This window comes from Roseburia sp. MSJ-14 (genome assembly GCF_018918225.1).
Lineage (GTDB): Bacteria > Bacillota > Clostridia > Lachnospirales > Lachnospiraceae > Petralouisia.
Map to the genome: position 1 here is coordinate 58609 of NZ_JAHLQD010000019.1, position 19006 is coordinate 77614.

15 protein-coding genes are annotated in these 19006 nt (G+C 37.7%); 1 reads left to right on the forward strand and 14 read right to left on the reverse strand.

Features of this window, described 5'->3' with window-relative positions; all coding sequences use genetic code 11:
* Window positions 1-58: 58 nt before the first annotated feature.
* Window positions 59-835: a phosphoribosylformimino-5-aminoimidazole carboxamide ribotide isomerase gene (gene hisA, locus KQI83_RS07885; RefSeq protein WP_216556393.1), complete on the reverse strand. Its 777-nt coding sequence runs from the start codon at window positions 833-835 to the stop codon at window positions 59-61.
* Between the two features lie 261 nt (window positions 836-1096).
* Between hisA and guaB the strand changes: the two genes are divergently transcribed.
* Window positions 1097-2551: an IMP dehydrogenase gene (guaB, locus tag KQI83_RS07890; protein WP_216556395.1), complete on the forward strand. Its 1455-nt coding sequence runs from the start codon at window positions 1097-1099 to the stop codon at window positions 2549-2551.
* A gap of 155 nt (window positions 2552-2706) precedes the next feature.
* Here guaB and KQI83_RS07895 read toward each other — a convergent pair whose 3' ends face one another.
* From KQI83_RS07895 to KQI83_RS07955, 13 genes are all read right to left on the reverse strand, one after another.
* Complete coding sequence (locus KQI83_RS07895; protein ID WP_216556397.1) at window positions 2707-3135, reverse strand: hypothetical protein; 429 nt, start codon at window positions 3133-3135, stop codon at window positions 2707-2709.
* 83 nt (window positions 3136-3218) lie between these two features.
* Window positions 3219-3575, reverse strand: a complete 357-nt coding sequence (locus tag KQI83_RS07900; RefSeq protein ID WP_216556399.1) for a SpoVA/SpoVAEb family sporulation membrane protein — start codon at window positions 3573-3575, stop codon at window positions 3219-3221.
* A gap of 46 nt (window positions 3576-3621) precedes the next feature.
* Window positions 3622-4635 carry a stage V sporulation protein AD gene (gene spoVAD, locus KQI83_RS07905; RefSeq protein ID WP_216556401.1) on the reverse strand — a complete coding sequence of 338 codons (1014 nt, stop codon included), beginning with the start codon at window positions 4633-4635 and terminating at the stop codon, window positions 3622-3624.
* Window positions 4636-4842: 207 nt separating this feature from the next.
* Entirely contained in the window at window positions 4843-6291 is a 1449-nt protein-coding gene (locus KQI83_RS07910; protein ID WP_330622332.1) for a polysaccharide deacetylase family protein, read from the reverse strand.
* Window positions 6292-6393: 102 nt separating this feature from the next.
* Window positions 6394-7767, reverse strand: coding sequence for an MATE family efflux transporter (locus KQI83_RS07915; RefSeq protein ID WP_216556403.1), 1374 nt, complete (start codon window positions 7765-7767; stop codon window positions 6394-6396).
* Between the two features lie 104 nt (window positions 7768-7871).
* The gene (locus KQI83_RS07920; RefSeq protein WP_216556405.1) at window positions 7872-9731 is read right to left on the reverse strand and encodes an ABC transporter ATP-binding protein; all 1860 of its coding nucleotides are present in this window, start codon (window positions 9729-9731) and stop codon (window positions 7872-7874) included.
* Complete coding sequence (locus tag KQI83_RS07925) at window positions 9728-11536, reverse strand: ABC transporter ATP-binding protein (protein WP_216556409.1); 1809 nt, start codon at window positions 11534-11536, stop codon at window positions 9728-9730. Before KQI83_RS07925 ends, KQI83_RS07920 begins: the two co-directional genes overlap by 4 nt.
* Before the next feature lie 104 nt (window positions 11537-11640).
* Window positions 11641-12819 carry a sensor histidine kinase gene (locus KQI83_RS07930; RefSeq protein WP_216556411.1) on the reverse strand — a complete coding sequence of 393 codons (1179 nt, stop codon included), beginning with the start codon at window positions 12817-12819 and terminating at the stop codon, window positions 11641-11643.
* Window positions 12812-13552 carry a LytR/AlgR family response regulator transcription factor gene (locus KQI83_RS07935; protein WP_216556413.1) on the reverse strand — a complete coding sequence of 247 codons (741 nt, stop codon included), beginning with the start codon at window positions 13550-13552 and terminating at the stop codon, window positions 12812-12814. The genes KQI83_RS07930 and KQI83_RS07935 overlap by 8 nt, the downstream gene beginning before the upstream one ends.
* Window positions 13533-15242, reverse strand: coding sequence for a bifunctional diguanylate cyclase/phosphodiesterase (locus tag KQI83_RS07940; RefSeq protein WP_216556415.1), 1710 nt, complete (start codon window positions 15240-15242; stop codon window positions 13533-13535). Before KQI83_RS07940 ends, KQI83_RS07935 begins: the two co-directional genes overlap by 20 nt.
* Before the next feature lie 114 nt (window positions 15243-15356).
* The gene (locus tag KQI83_RS07945) at window positions 15357-15953 is read right to left on the reverse strand and encodes a hypothetical protein (RefSeq protein ID WP_216556418.1); all 597 of its coding nucleotides are present in this window, start codon (window positions 15951-15953) and stop codon (window positions 15357-15359) included.
* A complete protein-coding gene (locus KQI83_RS07950) occupies window positions 15953-16450 on the reverse strand; it encodes an RNA polymerase sigma factor (protein WP_216556420.1) in 498 nt (165 codons plus the stop codon). Before KQI83_RS07950 ends, KQI83_RS07945 begins: the two co-directional genes overlap by 1 nt.
* A 110-nt stretch (window positions 16451-16560) precedes the next feature.
* A complete protein-coding gene (locus KQI83_RS07955) occupies window positions 16561-18939 on the reverse strand; it encodes a transglutaminase domain-containing protein (RefSeq protein WP_216556422.1) in 2379 nt (792 codons plus the stop codon).
* Window positions 18940-19006: the final 67 nt, after the last annotated feature.

The following is a 19006-nucleotide window of genomic DNA, read 5'->3' on the forward strand; positions in this document are numbered from 1 at the left end:
AACACTCCTTTTCTTTCTTCTGTTTCTGATAATAGCAGTGGTTGTATTGTTTGTCAAATTACTTTCCGCAAAGTGATAATACTTTCTCAAATTTCATTTTCCCTCCAAATAAATCAAGGGCACTTCCAACGGTTACATTCAGGTTATTTTTCCCTAACTCCTTCAACTCCCGCAGGTCTTCCATAGATCCTACTCCTCCTGCATAAGTAATGGGAATCTTGCTCCAGCCTCCAAGCAATATCGCCAGTTCTTTTTCAATTCCGGCGGCTTTTCCTTCTACATCTACCGCATGCACCAAAAACTCATCTGCATACTGAGATAATCGCTCTAACAATTCTATTGTAACCTTTTCATCTGTAAACTTCTGCCACCGGTCAGTTACAATGTAATAACCGTCTTCCCGCTTGCGACAGCTTAAATCCAGTACCAAATGCTCTTTTCCTGGCACCTGCACCAGTTTTTCCAGATTCTCATAATTAATATTTCCGTCTTTAAATACATAGGACGTAACAATCACATGGCTGGCACCTGCCTCTAAAAATTCTGCGGCATTCTCTGCTGTGATTCCGCCCCCGATTTGCATGCCCCCCGGATATGCCTGCAAAGCATTCAACGCCTGCTTTCTGGTCTCATTATAATATTCGCTCCCCTTTGGATTTAGAAGTATAATATGTCCTCCCTTTATGCCATGCTTTTGGTATAATTTTGCAAAAAAGGCTGCATCCTGTTCCGATACAAAATTTTCTTCTGCCTGATTTCCTTCATCTTTGAGGCTTCCACCTACAATTTGTTTTACTTTTCCATTATGAATATCTATGCATGGTCGAAATTCCATTTTTTACTCCTTTTTTCCTGATGCCTATTGTTTCCTTATTAAAATACCACATTTGAAAAAAAATGAAAATATAAAATCTCTTTTCTATTTGAATATTTTATCATTATTTGCATATCATAAGTAATTCTTTACTTATTTAGTAGTAAAAACGATAAATATTTTCGTCTCTAAATGCCAATGAGTCATTGACAGTTTGTTTACTTTTTGTTAAAATCGAGGGAATAACAGCATTAACAATTATAAAGAAAGTGAGGAAAAAAAATGGGTAAAATTATCGGCGAAGGAATTACATTTGACGATGTCTTATTAGTTCCTGCATACTCAGAAGTTACACCGAATATGGTAGACCTTTCTACCAATTTAACAAAGAAAATCAAGTTAAATATTCCTATGATGAGTGCCAGCATGGACACAGTTACAGAACACAGAATGGCAATTGCAATGGCACGTCAGGGTGGTATTGGAATTATTCATAAAAATATGTCCATCGAGGCACAGGCTGAGGAAGTTGATAAGGTAAAACGTTCTGAAAATGGCGTTATCACAGATCCATTTTCCCTTTCTCCGGAACATACATTACAGGATGCCGATGATTTAATGGGCAAATTCCGTATCTCCGGTGTGCCAATTACCGAAAACGGAAAATTAGTCGGCATTATTACAAACCGTGACCTGAAGTTTGAGGAAGATTACTCTAAGCAAATTAAGGAATGCATGACTTCCGAAGGACTGGTAACTGCAAAAGAAGGAATTACTTTAGAAGACGCAAAGAGAATTCTTGCAAAAGCAAGAGTTGAAAAATTACCAATCGTAGATGATAACTTTAATTTAAAGGGATTAATTACCATCAAAGATATTGAAAAACAGATTAAATATCCACAGTCCGCAAAGGATGCACAGGGAAGACTTCTCTGTGGTGCCGGTGTTGGTATTACTGCGAACATGATGGAACGTGTAGATGCTTTAGTAAAGGCAAAAGTTGACGTTATCGTTGTTGACTCTGCACATGGACATTCTAAGAACATCTTAGAAGCTGTAAAGAAAATCAAAGCAACTTATCCTGATTTACAGGTAATCGCAGGAAACATTGCTACCGGTGCTGCTACTAAGGCATTAATCGAAGCCGGTGCAGACGCAGTAAAGGTTGGTATCGGACCTGGATCTATCTGTACTACCCGTATCGTTGCAGGTATCGGTGTTCCACAGATTTCTGCAATTATGGATTGTTACTCCGTTGCTCAGGAATACGGTATTCCTATTATCGCTGACGGTGGTATCAAATACTCTGGAGATATGACAAAGGCAATCGCTGCCGGTGCTAACGTATGTATGATGGGAAGCATCTTTGCAGGATGTGACGAAAGCCCGGGAACTTTTGAATTATACCAGGGAAGAAAATACAAAGTATATCGTGGTATGGGATCTCTTGCAGCTATGGAAAATGGTTCTAAAGACCGTTATTTCCAGCAGGATGCAAAGAAATTAGTACCTGAAGGTGTAGAAGGTCGTGTTGCTTACAAGGGAAGCGTAGAAGATACTGTATTCCAGTTAATCGGTGGTCTTCGTTCCGGTATGGGTTACTGTGGTGCTCCTACCATAGAAGCATTAAAGGAAAACGGACAGTTTGTTAAGATTTCCGCTGCTTCTTTAAAGGAAAGTCATCCACATGATATTCATATCACCAAAGAAGCTCCAAACTACAGCATTGACGAATAATTTAAGATTATGATATGCAAAGCATTTTTAATGCAATAGGACGCAATTTCCTATTGCAAAAAAGGGGTTGTCCAAATAGGACAATCCCCTTTTTTGCAAGTAGCAATGAAAATACTGTGCTTGCACAGGCATTTGAAAACCCAGCATTGTTTTCTTTATGGATTTACTCTGTTATTGTTATTCATAGTGTCATTATTTTCATTTCCATTGGTACCGTTTTCTGTACCATTTGTCACATTGTTGTTGCTGTTTCCATTTTCATTGGTAATATCATTCAGCCCATTTTCCACATCGTTTCCAATATCTTCTACGCCATCAATAATATCGTTTCCTACATCATTTACCACGCCGTTATTGTTTTCTCTGTTTCCGTTATTATTGTTTCCGTTTTTACTGTTTCTGTCATTTTCTGTTCCGTTATTATCCGTTGTGTTGGTATCCGTTCCATTTGTATTTGTTCCATTGGAATTGTTATTATCCTCGGTAACATTGTTGTCATCCGCAGTATTATTTCCACATGCAGTTGTGGCTGTCAACACCAACACCATTGTAGATAATGCCAGAAGCTTTTTAAACTGTTTCATAATAAAATCTCCTTTTTTATAATTTTTTCTCTATTAATATGAACTCTTTCACCATTATTTATGCATTATTACATTTTTTTCTTTTATTTTTTCATTTTAGGCTGAAATACAAGACTTGCCAAATATGCAAATACCAATGCGGCTGAAATCCCCACTGCACTGGCTGTAAAACCACCCATGAAAATTCCGATAAATCCATCGGAATCTACTGCCTTTTGCACTCCCTTCCAAAGGACATTACCAAATCCCAAGAGTGGTACGCTTGCACCTGCTCCTGCATATTTCTGAAACGGCTCATATAATTGAATCGCTCCTAATACTGCCCCGGTACACACCAGTAATACCATAATTCTTCCTGGCAACAGCTTTGTTTTTTCCATTAAAATTTGAACCAACGCACATATTAATCCGCCAACCCAAAATGCATTAATATAATCCATATTTTTCCCTCCTAAATACAATGAGACTTCGTTTCATGCGTTTCTCCTAACCTGCATATTCTATAACTACACCATGTGCAATTCCCGGCACACTTTGTCCCTCGTTAAAACTTACCGTAGACAACAATGCTCCCGTAGGTACAAATAACACACGTTTATACGTTCCCTTTTGTAATTTCGGCAAAATAAGCGCACTTAACGTAACTGCCGAGCAACCACATCCGCTACCTCCCGCATTGGTATTTTGCGTTTCACTGTCAAAAATCTCAATTCCACAATCCATATGAACTCCGGATATATCAAATCCTTTTTCTTTTAATAAATCAATGAGTATTTCCTGCCCTACTTTTCCTAAATCTCCGGTAATAATTTTGTCATAATCCTCCGGTGTTCTCTGAAAGTCCACAAAATTCTGATAAATCGTATCACAAGCAGCCGGTGCCATTGCCGCTCCCATATTCATCGAATCCTTGACTCCATAATCTACGATTTTTCCTGTGGTAATTCCGGTAATTCGCATATGACTTCGTTTCGTTCCAAGTACAAAGGCACCACTTCCTGTAACCGTCCAGGTAGCTGATAAGGGTCTTTGATTGGCATATTCCAAGGGAAAGCGAAATTGCTTTTCTGCGCTGGCAAAATGGCTGGATGTGACTGCTATTACCTGTTCTCCGTATCCGGCTGCCACTGCCATAGCAGCTAAAGATAAAGACTCTCCTGCGGTAGAACAAGCTCCATATAAGCCAAATACCGGAATATTTAACTCCATGATTCCGAAGGTGGTGGCAATATTTTGTCCCAGCAAATCTCCGCCAAAAATATAACGAATATCTTCTTTTTTTAAATCTGCCTTACCAAGTGCCAATGTTACTGCTTCTTTTTGCAAAGTACTTTCTGCTTCTTCCCATGTCTCTTCTCCGAACTTGTCATCCTCGCCCACCACATCAAACAGTTTTCCCAACGGTCCCTCTCCTTCTTTGGAACCTACAATACTTGCACTGCTTTGTATATACGGTGCATGGTCAAACTGGATGCTTTGTGTTCCAATCATCTGTGACATAATCATTCCTCCTGATTCTCATATTCTTTCCATAGTCTTTGCAAAAATCAAAATTTTATGTCATTTATAACTAATTTCAGCTCCGCGAGGTACGCTTCCTTAGCGGAGCGTTTTTAATGTAATAGGACGCAATTTCCTCTTACATTAAAAAGCTCACAGAAATGTATGTTTCATTTCTGTGAGCTTCCTGTTTTCTTTTATATTCACTTATCCCAATGGCAATACCGGCGGTCTTTTTGAATCTATAATGTCTGCTGCATTGAACAAATCCGATAAATTATTTTCTTTTCCAATGGCATTCTGATAGAGACGATATCCATCGATATTTCTTCTGGTCTGACGTACATAATTATCTCTAATCTGTACACCATACTCTCTGGAGTCAACATTGCAGAAGAAATTATATCCCTGAGATTTCAAATACTGAAACTTGGGATTATTCTGATCATAATCATTCCAGTCACCTAAGTCTTCTCCATGGGCAAAAATAATTACATCTGTATTTCCTACCAATGGTTCTACATTTTCTTTCCAACGAGTGGTATCTGCCTGTAACTGTTCCAGAGAAATGGATGCTACTTTTAAATGTCCCCAGGTATGGCTGGCAAAAGACCATCCTTCTGCCTTCATGGCATCGGCTACTTTCTTCGCTTCGCTACGTTCCTGATCCAGATTAAATTCCGGATGATTTTCTAACCATTTTACCTTATCCTTGTACAAGTCTGCCGGGCGCGTCTGGTAGCTAATATCTGTACGATATCCTAAGATTCCGTTGTATCCGGTCAGTGCTATGGTTCCTCTTGCTCCATGATATGCTCCATCCGGATGTTCTTCCATAAATTTGTCCAATAATGGAACTACATCATAATCTCCTACAACCGTGGTTCCGTCTGCCTGTATGTATTCACACTTTGGTTTTCCATTTTCATCTAATACAATCTTAGATGCAAATCCGTAGTTCTCATAACAATGATAATAAGACAAATCATCAATAGATAATACATATGCCTTTTTCCCCGGTGGGAGTAAAATTGTTCCCGGCGAAAAATGAACTACTCCATTCTCGTCTACTGTTTCTTGCGCAATATCGTGTAAATTTACCAACACATATCCTTCATCATACATTGCCTGTGTAATCTTATTAAATTCATCTATCGTAGTCATCCATTGGTTGTTTCCCTTTGCCTGATGATCACTGTCTTGATTTGCAAAGGCACGATCCGGATCCACTACCAGAGAATGATAGAATATATGTGTAACTTCTTCTACGTTAATCGGTACACACGCTGCTTTCTGCTCATTATAGCTTGCTATGGCATCTGTCAGCTCTGTATAATTCTCATATCCGTCATAGGATTGCAGCAATGCAACAGCACTATCATAATCATATCCGGCGGCTATTTGATTCGCCTGTGCCAAAAGTTGCTGTCGCTGGTTTTCTTTCTCCTTGGTATTATCCTCTTTTTTCTTTGGATTTGCTGCTGTTTCTACAGTATTGGTATTCTTTGTATTTTCTTTCTTTCCTGTTGTACAACTTTTTATTATTAAGCTCGTTCCAATAACGGCTAAAACTACTAAAATCATACATGCAATTTTTATCTGTCGTTCCCTCTGCTGTCTCTTTCGTCTTCTTTTATAATTCCTTTTTTCTTCCACGATTCCTTCTCCTACTCATTCCTTTTCTCTACTATCATACTATGAACGTTTCAGAAAAGCAATCACTCTTTTGGGAATACTTTCTTAAGAAAACTTAAGAATTTATGCAAATTCTTCCACTTGTTTTTTTCCTAATACCTTTTCTAATTTTCTTATCACATAACAATATGCCGGTATGAGGAATAAGTCTGCAAATATCCATGCCATCGGACTTGCAAAACAAGCTGCCGCATAGCCAAAAACCGGAACAAATCCAAGTGCCACAATACTTCTTGCAAACATTTCTGCCACCCCTGCTAAAATAGCAAGGCGACTAAATCCCAGCCCTTGAATGGTAAATCTTACGATATTTACCAATGCAAGCGGAAAATAAAAAGCACTATTTACAGCAAGGAATAATCCTGCATTTTTCAATATTTCTGTTTCCCCTGCATCCAAAAACAACATAGAAATGTCGCTGCCAAATAACACCAATACCACGCATGCAATAATGGCATAAATCAATCCTAATAGACAACAGGACTTCATTCCTTTCGATACACGATTCAATTTTCCCGCTCCTACATTCTGCCCTGCATAAGTTGCCATTGTAGAGCCCATAGCATCAAATGGACAACAGAAAAACATACTTACCTTACTTCCTGCCGTAACTGCCGCTACGGACATAGAGCCTAACGTATTTACAGCCGTCTGCAAAATTACACTTCCAATGGCAGTAATGGAATATTGTAGTCCCATGGGAATTCCCATATTACACAAAGTTCCTACACAATCTCTTTCAAGTTTCCATTCGTCCCTGGTTATTTTTAAAATCTCAAATCGCTTCATCATATAGAGCAAACATCCCACTCCTGAGATTCCCTGTGAAATTACAGTAGCCCATGCTGCACCTGCAACTCCCATACGAAATACCAGAATCATCACTAAATCCAGTATAATATTTAATACGGAAGAAATAATCAAAAACACCAGTGGACTTTTGCTATCTCCCAGGGAACGAATAATTGCAGAAGTTAAGTTGTACAGATAGATTACCGGTATTCCCAGAAAAATAACAAAAATGTAACTATATGCCCCATCGATAATGTCAGTTGGTGTATTCATCCATTGCAGAATCTGACGGCATAATATACATACTGTTACCGTTGTTACTGCCGCAAATGCAACGGAAAGCCAGACACTATTCGCCACAAACTTTCGTAATGAATGATAATCACCTGCACCAAATTTCTGTGCTACCGGAATTGCAAACCCATTGCAGACACCCATACAAAAACCAATAATCATAAAGTTAATAGAACCTGTGGTTCCTACCGCTGCCAGTGCATGCACTCCCAGAAACTTTCCTACAATCATGGTATCCATCATATTATAAAATTGCTGAAACAGCATTCCGAAAAATAGTGGTATACAAAATTGCAAAATCAGCTTCATAGGAGACCCCACTGTCATGTCCTTTGTTGCACTTTTTGCCATATTGTTCAACCTCTCTCCCTTTCTATTTCTTTTGTATCTTTTGCCACTATATGAAATCTTTTTTCAAAAGTCAAGAGAGAATTTTACATGATTTTGTATTTTTTTCAGGCATAATACTGTGCCTGGGCATTCCACAGTTTTGCATAATTCCCATTTGCTTTTAATAACTGTTCGTGACTTCCCCTTTCCACAATCTGTCCCTGCCAAAATACCATAATATCGTCGCAAAAACGACAACTGCTCATACGATGTGAGATATAAATACTGGTTTTATCTTCTACCATTTCATCAAACCGTTTATAAATCTCATATTCGCTGATGGGGTCTAATGCCGCTGTTGGTTCATCTAAAATTACAAATGGTGCATCCTTATAAAGTGCCCGTGCAATTGCAACTTTTTGTGCCTCCCCTCCACTTAATTCCACACCGTCTTCTTCGTAATGATACAGCGGTGTTTCCAATCCTTTAGGCATCTTTTGTATTACTTCTTTTACTCCTGCCTTTTCCACACAATTCCATGCCTTTTCTTTGGCTACTGCTTCACCAACTGCTACATTTTCTCCGATTGGAAAAGAAAATAAGCTATAATCCTGAAATACCACACCGAAAATACTAAGGTACTCGTCATAATCATACTTTCGAATATCTACACCATTTAACGTAATATAGCCTTCTGTAGGATCATACAAACGACACAGCAATTTAATAAATGTGGTTTTTCCTGCACCGTTTTCCCCTACAACTGCCATCTTTCCTTTTAATTTAAGTTTACAACTCACATGTTTTAGAATCATTTCTTCCGTTCCCGGATAGGAAAAACTTACATCATGGAATTCTAATTCATATTCGTGATCAATTCGCTTTTCTATTGGAATACTTCCTGTCTCCCGTAAGTTAGGCAGCTGTAAAAATTCTAAGATTTCTTTCATATCCAAACTAATCTGCCTGATTTTGGGTTCTAATTCTAAAACTTGTGATACATTCTCCCCAAACTGTACCAATGCTCCTGCATATCGTGCAAAAGCTCCCACACTGATAGCTCCTGCCAGAACTTTTATACTTACCAGCAAATAAGAAAAAATACGAAAAAGACTTCCGGTTCCTCCTTGTAATACCTTTTGTCGCAAATACCAATTCACCATGTTTTCAAAAAAGTTTCGATTTTCTTTGTCTAATGAATCTAGATTTCTTATAATCATAGGTTCCATATCAAACAAACGAATTACTTTTGCTGTTTCGTATTTTGCCAATACTTTTTCCATCACATACATTAATTTTTGTTCTACCCTTGGATGTCCCTCCTGCATATTTTGGAACTCCAGGTTCAGCTTTCCCATGACACTGCTTAAGATTACACCAATCCCCAGAATTACCATTACAAAGAGCAACAAAGACACCGGTACCTGACTAAAGAATCTTAATGTCTGACTTCCCTTATTGGGTGCTGAACAGCACAATATGATAACTAACACCACAGAAGTTGCAACATTTAAAACTGCGGTAAATTCTTCCTGATAATAGGTAACTAACGTTGACAAATCTCCCTGGAATCTGGCACGCAATTCATAATTTGTAAGTTTTCCCATTTTTTTTGCATCTTCCATTGACTCATAATCTAATTTTAGCACTTTTTCTCTTAGCATCTGCTTAAAGGAAAGACTCAGCTTTACATTTCTTTCTTTTTGTGCCATAGCAAGTCTTGCCCTTCCGATGCCCAACAGGAAATTAGTTCCTACCAGGATACCTGCCAATACCATTCCTTTTTGATACTGTTCTCGCAACAATGTATCAATGATTTCAGAAGAAAGAAATAATCCCAAATAAATTTGCAATACCCCAGCAATACTAAGTAACATTCCAATGGGAAGTACCGAACGGTCTAGTCTCCATGCAATTTTTAAACACGCTATCCCATACTCATGATAGGAAAAGGATGTTTTCCATTTTTCTTTGATTTTTCTCATGCCAATACCTCCTCTTCCTGATAATAATGTGCCTGTACCTGAAACATTTCGGCATATGCCCCCTGCTGTTTCATAAGACTTTCGTGGCTTCCTTCTTCCACAATCCGTCCATCCTGCAAAAATAAAATTCTATCGCAAAATCTCGTAGAGCTTAATCGATGGGAAATAAAAATGCTCATTTTATCCTTGGTAAAGGAATAATATTTTTCATACATCCTGCTCTCTGCAATAGGATCCAGTGCTGCTGTAGGCTCGTCTAATATTACAATCGGAGCATTGCGGTAAAGTGCTCTTGCCAACATAAGCTTTTGCATCTCACCGCCGGATAAAAGGACTCCTTTCCGGCTCAATTCTTTTCCCAATACTGTTTCCAGTCCTTTCGGCATTCTTTCTACTCGTTCCATTAACCCTGCCTGTTTCAAACACGTTATCATTCTGTCCTTTTCCTGTTCTTCCGGCACCTGACAAGTCACATTATCTGCCAACGAAAAAGCAAAGGAAAAAACTTCCTGAAATACTACTGAAAATTCTTCAAAATAATGTTCTTTCGGTATGGTAGTAACATCCACACCATCCATATAAATTTTGCCTTTTTGCGGCTGATACAAACCACAGATTAATTTAATCAGCGTACTTTTTCCTGCACCATTCATACCTACCAATGCTATTTTTTCCTGAGGGGATATAGTAAGGCTCACATCATCAATGGAAGGTTCTTCTTTTCCCGGATATGTAAAACTTACATGCTCTAAACGTATCTCATGCTTACTGCCTGATGCAATCTTTCCTGTTTTTCCTGTGGTATCTTCCATTCCAAATTCAATAAAATCTCGGTAATTATCCATAATGGGCTTATTTTCCATCATGGTTCTGATACTTTCAAATATCTGCTCCATCCATCCGGAAAATCCTGCCACCACACCAAGATACAGTAAAAGCTCCGGCAATGTTATATTTCCATGCATCATCTGAAGAATAAAATATCCATATGCCACACCATCTCTTATCCCTGCAAATAATAGCTGGCAGATATCCACACCAAAATATCCAATTCGAGCTTTATGCACAAAATACATGATTTCGCCCTGAAGTTTCTTCATGGAATTTATAAACCAATCAGAAGCATGATACATATGTATGTCTTTTTCGTTTTTCACATTTGTAATTTCTTCGCATAAATAGCTATACTTTTTCCACTTCTTATTTTCCTCTTCTAAGATTCTTGTATGCCGTTTTGCATTTTTTCCTGTCAAAAAGCACATAACCAATGCTGTTACAAAAAGATACACCAAAAGATAGATATTCTGACTTCCGACCAATGTTCCGTACAATACTAAACCAATTACATTTTTTAACAATATGGGAATATTCCGAAGCACCGGTTCCATTCCATCCTCATTTCCGCTCCAGATATTCCTACGGGCTGCCTCCTGTTTCTTTTGCCCCTCTACGCTCTCCATTGCCTGATAATCCATAGTCAGACAATGCTTAGCGAATTCTCTGGAAAAGCTTACACGATATAAGAAAAATTTTCCATATATCTTCTCCATTCCTAAGCTTTCTCCCATTTCCACCACTTGAAGTAAGAGTACATAGCCTAAAATAATCGTCAACGCTTTTCCTGCCTTCTCAATGGTAAGCCATTTTACTGCCGCACTGGCAAACGCCATTCCCAAAAAGGAATTTAGTACACTGCATACAATATACAAAATTGCAACCGGATATATCATATATCCTTCATATTTATGAAAATATCCCATAAAGTATCGGATATGATTCCACAAGGAATAGGTCTTTTTTTCCATTTTTGTTCCTCCTGTTTCCTTCCTGTGTCTCTTTTTTGTTTCTTACCTATATAATAATGCAGGAACTCCCACTTGTGGAAATTCCTGCACGAAATGTCGTTTTTTTACACGGATTGCACTTTTTTTAACGGCAATGTTACTTCTGCGGCAAAAATACCCGGCTCATTTTGTAAATTCAAGTAACCCTGATATTTATCCACCAACAATTTTACACGCCGCATTCCAAATCCATGCTCACCTATTTTATTTGTAATATAACTCTGCTCATTAAAATCTAATTCTTCCTTCGCGGAATTTTGTATGGATAGGTAAAGCTGGCCTCCGTTTACTATGCCATATATACGCAAAAATCGCTCTTCTCTTGGAATTTTATCGCATGCCTCTAGGGCATTTTCTAAAAGATTCCCCAATATTACACATAAATCTACATCTGCTATCTCTAACTGTTCCGGCATCTGTACCTTGCAATTTACTGCAATGCCTTTATGTTCTGCAAGGGTCAGTTTGCTATTTAAAATTGCATCCATCATAAGATTTCCTGACTTTATATAGGTATCTACCCGCTCTAAATCCTGCTCTAATTCATCTAAATATTGCTTTGCCTCTTCCCATTCTTCTAATGCCATCTGCGCCTTTATAACCTGAATATGATTATGATAATCATGCCGCCAGCCACGCATATTCATGTAAATATTTTTTATTTCATCATATTGTTGCAGTAATACGTTTTGCTGAAAATCTACGGTCTGTATTTCATAACTTTTCTGATAACTGACTAATGCCGTCTCTAACATCAAAAAAATCAAAATAGCTACTGCAAAAAATATTCCCTGCATACTTGGCTGTTTCCATATCATCCAGGATATGCAACCGTAAATTCCTGCTGTGAGCACTGCCGATATCCAGTTTAAATATCCACGATATCCTGCCAATAGTAAAAAGCTTATCCACAAGATAATGTTTGCTACTATAAATTCTTCTCCGCTTTTTATCCGAACATTAAAAAATTCTAATATCAATATAAGACCGCCAAACCCCACAGCCCTTTTCCAAATATGCCGAAATGCCTCTTCTCCATAAAACAGTAAATAAAAAAGAAGTATTCCTGTGATGAGTCCCCAGCCGATTTCCGGTAAACGCAGCCACGAAAATATCCCCAGAATACTTCCTGTTATTCCTACTAAAACGATAAATTTTGTTTTTCCTTTTTCAATCGGTTCTAATTGATAACAATAATAAAGATATAATACCAAACATCCGATTTGAAATATCAGGTTACTCATTCAGACTTTGCTCCATTTCTCTCCGATAATATGCCAAATAGGTCTGATTTACCATTGCCCACTTTCCTCTGGCAATCGGCAGCTTTTCATGGTTATATAACTCTACTTCTTTACGGGATATACGAAGAATTTGAGCAGTGGATACCAAATAGGAACGATGAATTTTACAAAAGGCTTCCTCTCTTACCATTTCTAAAATTATCTGCTCCATCTCCTGCATTCCTTTTTTACTGCGAATCGTACCTACTTCTGTTTTTATAAGGGTATCATGCCCTTCGCTTTCTAAATACAGAATCTCTTTTATCGGAACCCGCACTATTCCGCCTGCTTCTTCCACCAGCAGTACCGGAGATTTCTTTCCGCTTCGTTCTACGGCTCTGTCTAATGCAGTCCAAAGCTTTTCTTCCTTAACAGGCTTCATTAAATAGGTTACGGGTTCCACCTCATATCCTTCTAGCGCATACTGTGGATTCCCCGTAACAAAAATAATCTGTATACCATCCTGCCCTTCCCGAAGCTTTTTAGCCATCTCCATTCCATTCATTCCCGGCATTTCAATATCTAACAATAATATATCTATATCACCTTGTTCTTCCCACTGAAACAGAAAATGCTCCGCTCGTTGGTATTGATATACTTCTGCTATTTCATTCTTATTTTTTGCCCATGCTTTCACATAGGACTCCATCAGTTTTAACTGCGATATTTCATCATCACAGATTGCAACCTTCATGAGCAATTCCATCCATTTCTGCCTGTTTTATATGTTTTTCATAAAATACGTCATATGGGCAAGGCTTTCCAAAGAAATATCCTTGAATATAATCCGGTCCCAAATGATTGATTTTATTTAATTCTTCGTCCGTCTCGATTCCTTCTATACATATGCGCAGCTCAATACTATGAATCATCTGTATGATATGCTCCAGTAAACCATGCTCATATTCATTCCGCAATGCTTTCACAGTAAATGAGCGATCTATCTTAATGATATTTGGATTCAGGTCATAGAGATAATGGAAGTTAGAATATCCGGTTCCAAAATCATCTAATGCAAGAGCAATTCCTGCCTCTTTTAACCCTGCACACAGTTTACGGAAATTAGCATCTGACTCTAAAAATCCGCTTTCTGTCAATTCGATAATCAACTTATGCGGGTCTAACTGATATTTTTCCACCATTTTGATAATATCTTTTAAAACATTGCTCTTTTTCACCTGAACATAAGACAGATTGACACTTACGCGAAAATCGGGTATATACTTATGAATTTCACTACACTTGGCACAAGCCTGTTCTAACACCCATTTTCCTACCGGTATAATAAGCCCCGTTTCTTCTAACAGTGGGATAAACTCTGCCGGAGATAAAAATCCTGTCTGTTCCGACTGAAATCGCAGTAATGTTTCTGCACTTGCCAGCTTTCCTGTTTCCGCATTTACGATTGGCTGAAAATATACCTCAAATCCCTGACAATCATTATAAATTGCATATCGTAAGCTACGCAATAATTCTTTTTTTCGCAAGAACTCCTGATAGTCCTTTTCTTCAAACACATATACCTGATTTTTTCCTCTTCGCTTCGCCTCATTTAATGCAAATTCGGATAATTTCATGGCAGATAAAAAGGACTGTTCCTGTATCTGATTACAATTTAATATGCCCCCTGAAATGGTATAAACTGCTTCATAGCGATTTTGTTCAATAAATTCTTCGATTTTTTGACAAATCTTTTTATACTGTTTCTGGGCACTCTTAATGCTGTTTCCCTGAAAATCCACAATTGCAAACTCATCGGCAACTACACGATAAAGTTTCTGCTCCGGTAACATAACTGCTTCTATACATTCTGCCGTCTTTTTTAAGATAATATCACCATATTCGATACCCTTATTTTCATTAATTTCTTTAAAGTTATCAATTCCAAGACGAAGAATATAACCATTTCGTACTTCCATATCTGCCTCATGCAAATACGCTTTCAGACTGGACTCTCCTAACAATCCACTGGTATTATCAGCCTTTTGTTTTGCACCTATCTCATTGATACATCCTACTAAAAACTCCGGTTTTCCTTCGCTGTCTTTAATAACTCTGCCTCGACAATTAATCCATATTGGTTTCCCTTCCGGGTCTTTCCAACGATACTGAAGATTATGAAAATCTTTTTTCCCTGATATTACCTGCTGCAAATCCTCTAATATCAAATCAATATCATCTTCATACACGAACGCCCGATGTCCTTCTACTACATTATGAAATCGATTTGATGATATTTGAAACCGTTCCAAAGCTCCGGGTGATATTTCATAAAAATCCTCTTTTATATCATATATATACAGATAATCATCCATACATGGATTTAATACCTCTATAAATTTGCAAAACTTACTCCAATTTGTAGCATGCGAATTTTCTGCCATCCTTCTCCTCCTTTTGCCTTCTAAAACAACCCACCATTTTCATTATAGATGTTTGTTTTCAGAAATGTCAATAAGAAGGTACTCGCTTTTTGAGGATTCTTGTCACTTTACCTCTTAATGATACCATTTTCCCCCTACTTTTAAATAACCATCTGTCCACACTTCTACTTCAATTGTAGTATCGCCCTCTACAATGTAAGAATTTTGTTTCTCTCCCTCTGTTGGAGCTTCTGCTTCTGTTGCGTTTTTTAAAAGTTCATATAAACTCTGCTGCTGGTCTTGTGATACTTCATTGCCATCTTCATCATGAATCACAGCTCCTTGTTTTATCTGTGCTAAAACATCTCCAAGTTCTGACTCTTCTTGCGTACTATTTCCACGAATTTCGCCCTCTGCTACCGTACTGTTTTCAGAAGTTTCTCCTTTCTGTTCTTCGGATTCCTGCTTTCCTGCCTGAAGTCCTGTCTGGAATTCTACTTTTTCCCCTTTTCCTTCTGAATCTACACTCTGATTACGCCACACTGCACTTCCAAGGCCAACACATAGCACAAAAGATGCTGCTATTGCTACATATTTTATCATCGGGATTGGAGTTTTCTTTTTTTCTTCTTGCACTGCCATCTGTTTTAACTGCTGTACAAAGTGTTCATCCGGCTTAACTTTTTCAGACTCTTCTACATAATCTTCAAAAAATTTCTTTTCATCCCACATTATGCATCTGCCTCCATCATTTCTTTTAATTTTTCACGTCCACGATGTAAATAGGAACGCACTGTTGCCGGCTTGGTCTTCATAACCTGCGCGATTTGTTCTGTTGAAAGTTCTTCATAATAAAACAAATCTATGGCAATTCTATATTTTTCCGGCAAACGACTTACATATTCATATGCATATCCTGTCTCCGTTTCCGGAGTTGCCACCTCTTTGATATTCTCCATACCCTCGGTACGTTTATTCCATGCCAAAGTCAGTATGGATTTTCCTCGATTCACGGCTACTGTTAACAGCCATGCTTTTAAATGTTCTTCATCATTAAAGGTATGCCCCTTTTTTACATAAGTTATTAAGCGAAGGAATGTATCCTGTACTACTTCTTCTGCATTTTCCTTATGCTGCATTCGAGACATTGCCAGGCGAAAAAGCATCTCACTATATTGTTCAATTACTTCTTCTGCCTGGTATCTTCTTGTTCCACATATTATTTCCACTATATTCTCCCATCTGTCAATTCTAATTTATTCTTTCATTCTGACACCTAATAAGGATAATGGAAATTTGTGGTATTTGCAATATAATTTTGCAAATCGAATCACTCTTTTTATTCTGTTGCAATGATAATTCCTACTACTCTACCAAACTGCACATAACTTACTTGTTCTACATCTGCCTCATTTACAACCTGCTGTACTAATTCTTCTAATGCATCGGTACTTAAGCTCTCTTCCATTCGAACTGACGTATTTCCATCTTTTTTCAATCCGTCAATTAAAACTTTCTTAGCTTGTTCTGTATCCTCTGCAGCTAAACCATTGACTGTATAATACTCATATTTCATATCATCTGCTTTATACTCGCCGGCATAATCATCCAATATACATACATCACTTTCTTTTAATATTTCTGTTGCTACTTCATCTGATATGTTAAACAGTGCATTTGCTGCTACTTCTTTATCATTATTGGTTACATCTAATGTATACCATTTTCCATTTAACAAGACCCTGTTCCATTCATGTCCACCACCTTCTAAAGTACCTACTACCATAATAGATTGAAGTCCTGCCTCGTTTGCAACTAAGTGAAAAGCTTCTGCATAAGATTCACATACTCCAAAGTTTTCTACTAAGATTCCATAAGGAGTAAAGGAATTTGGATATTTTTCTACTGCTTCATCACCAATAGAACCATCTTCCGCTTCATAATTCATAACATCATAATTATATTCTGCATTGTCACATAAATATTGATTAATTGCCTGCTCTTTTTCATAATCACTCATGCCATCCTGAATAATTTCACCTGCAACATCTTTTGCCTTTTTCAAACATTCCTGCTGCATATTTTGAGTTTCTTCTTTGGTTTGTGCATATTCTACCACTAATTCATTCTTATCATAGTCATATTCAAGGTTATTTATAATTCCACATAACGGATTTTGTCTATACGCCTCGATAAATGCATCTCCCAATTTTTCGGAATCGGAAGCTTCTTTAAATCCATCCAATGAAATTGTTTCATTTTGGGCAAGAAAGTTCAATGCAAGCCATTCACTTAAGGAACTATTGGCATAAACAGTTTTGGCAACATTTTCAGGTAATTCAACTCCTGCCACATTCACTGTCTCGCCACCCACATCGTCTCCGGACTCGTCCTCTACATCGGTATCATCATTAATGTTTTCTTCGTCCACATCTGCATCATCGTCTCCGTACTCGTCCTCCGGTGTTTCCTGACTATCAGGTACAAATGGAATATCTATATTCTCATTGGCACTTCCTGTTCTTCCTGCCAATTCGTCTCCCCTTTGTATCAGATTTTTTGTCTGTGCCATAAATGTATCATAATCTACTCCTGTCAATCTTACCCGGTACATGGCAATTGGAAGATTTTTAATGCTTGCATCTACTGCAATGGTTCCATCGTCATATAATGTTGCTGTTCCTCCCCGATATTCAATTACATATTTTCCAATAGAACCATCCATCATTTCTATATCTACATATGCCGGTAATGCTAACGCATCTGTTCCTGTATAGTCCGTCTGAAAATCCCAACTCTGTGAAATCGGAATCTGATTTGCAATTTCTTGCGGGTCGCATTCATTACTCATACCGGAATGTTTCCCATCATTTGTTTTGGCTACCACGAAAAAACTATCTCCTGAATCCAGAAAATGATTCATTGTCATCTGAGTATCCACATCAATTTCCGTATCTCTATATTCTTCTTTAAACTCTTCTTCATATTTTTTTACATGTGCAAAGTCTGCATTAGAGCATTCCAAATTTTCTGTTGTTACTGCAAGAGATGCATAATCTAATCCCTTATCATACTCATATACCTCATAGTAATCTGCGCCATCTACCTTAGACCAAGACAATTTATAATAGCCGTCTCCCCCTACGGACTGCTTCATTGTGGGCGTATTTAACTCCTGCGCGATAGAGAATACCGTAACAATTGGTTTATCTAATTCTTTTCCTGTTTTCGTATCCATATACTGAACCAGCCAGAACTTACTTCTACTTCCCCATGTTCCATCTGTTCTACTATCTTCCTCATTTTCATAACTAAATACTAAACTCGGTGAAATTGTAATCTTATCATCATCATAGTTGTCTTCAATCTTAATATTTACCGTATTTTGAAAATTACTGTCGCTGTATACCTTAAATCCCTCATACTCCTCTGACTTAAAAAAAGCCTCTCCTACATCATAGGTAAATACATGATTTTTTTCCAGGTTATACATTGGGTCGGTGTATTCATACTTTTCCTGGTCTTCATACTTTGCCTTTAATTCTATGATAGAATTAAGTTCTGACATATCATCTTCCTGACTATTTCCTGCCAGATTTCCCACCTCTATATTTTTTTTACCGGTACCGGTCTTCGATGTATCTGTACTTGTTCCACATCCTACTAACATGGTTACGCAAAGTCCACATACCATCAATCGTTTCATTACATTTTTCATACTTATGCTTCCTCTTTTTCTTCTTATTTTTATCGTTTCTATTTCAAATACTTCCCTTTTATTTAAA

Excerpts from the sequence above, each read along its gene's own strand:
- KQI83_RS07920 (WP_216556405.1), bottom strand. The coding sequence starts at position 9,731 with ATGAGAAAAATCAAAGAAAAATGGAAAACATCCTTTTCCTATCATGAG.
- hisA (WP_216556393.1), bottom strand. The coding sequence starts at position 835 with ATGGAATTTCGACCATGCATAGATATTCATAATGGAAAAGTAAAACAA.
- KQI83_RS07945 (WP_216556418.1), bottom strand. The coding sequence starts at position 15,953 with ATGTGGGATGAAAAGAAATTTTTTGAAGATTATGTAGAAGAGTCTGAA.
- KQI83_RS07915 (WP_216556403.1), bottom strand. The coding sequence starts at position 7,767 with ATGGCAAAAAGTGCAACAAAGGACATGACAGTGGGGTCTCCTATGAAG.
- KQI83_RS07895 (WP_216556397.1), bottom strand. The coding sequence starts at position 3,135 with ATGAAACAGTTTAAAAAGCTTCTGGCATTATCTACAATGGTGTTGGTG.
- guaB (WP_216556395.1), top strand. The coding sequence starts at position 1,097 with ATGGGTAAAATTATCGGCGAAGGAATTACATTTGACGATGTCTTATTA.
- KQI83_RS07935 (WP_216556413.1), bottom strand. The coding sequence starts at position 13,552 with ATGAAGGTTGCAATCTGTGATGATGAAATATCGCAGTTAAAACTGATG.
- spoVAD (WP_216556401.1), bottom strand. The coding sequence starts at position 4,635 with ATGTCACAGATGATTGGAACACAAAGCATCCAGTTTGACCATGCACCG.
- KQI83_RS07930 (WP_216556411.1), bottom strand. The coding sequence starts at position 12,819 with ATGAGTAACCTGATATTTCAAATCGGATGTTTGGTATTATATCTTTAT.
- KQI83_RS07955 (WP_216556422.1), bottom strand. The coding sequence starts at position 18,939 with ATGAAAAATGTAATGAAACGATTGATGGTATGTGGACTTTGCGTAACC.
- KQI83_RS07900 (WP_216556399.1), bottom strand. The coding sequence starts at position 3,575 with ATGGATTATATTAATGCATTTTGGGTTGGCGGATTAATATGTGCGTTG.
- KQI83_RS07925 (WP_216556409.1), bottom strand. The coding sequence starts at position 11,536 with ATGGAAAAAAAGACCTATTCCTTGTGGAATCATATCCGATACTTTATG.
- KQI83_RS07940 (WP_216556415.1), bottom strand. The coding sequence starts at position 15,242 with ATGGCAGAAAATTCGCATGCTACAAATTGGAGTAAGTTTTGCAAATTT.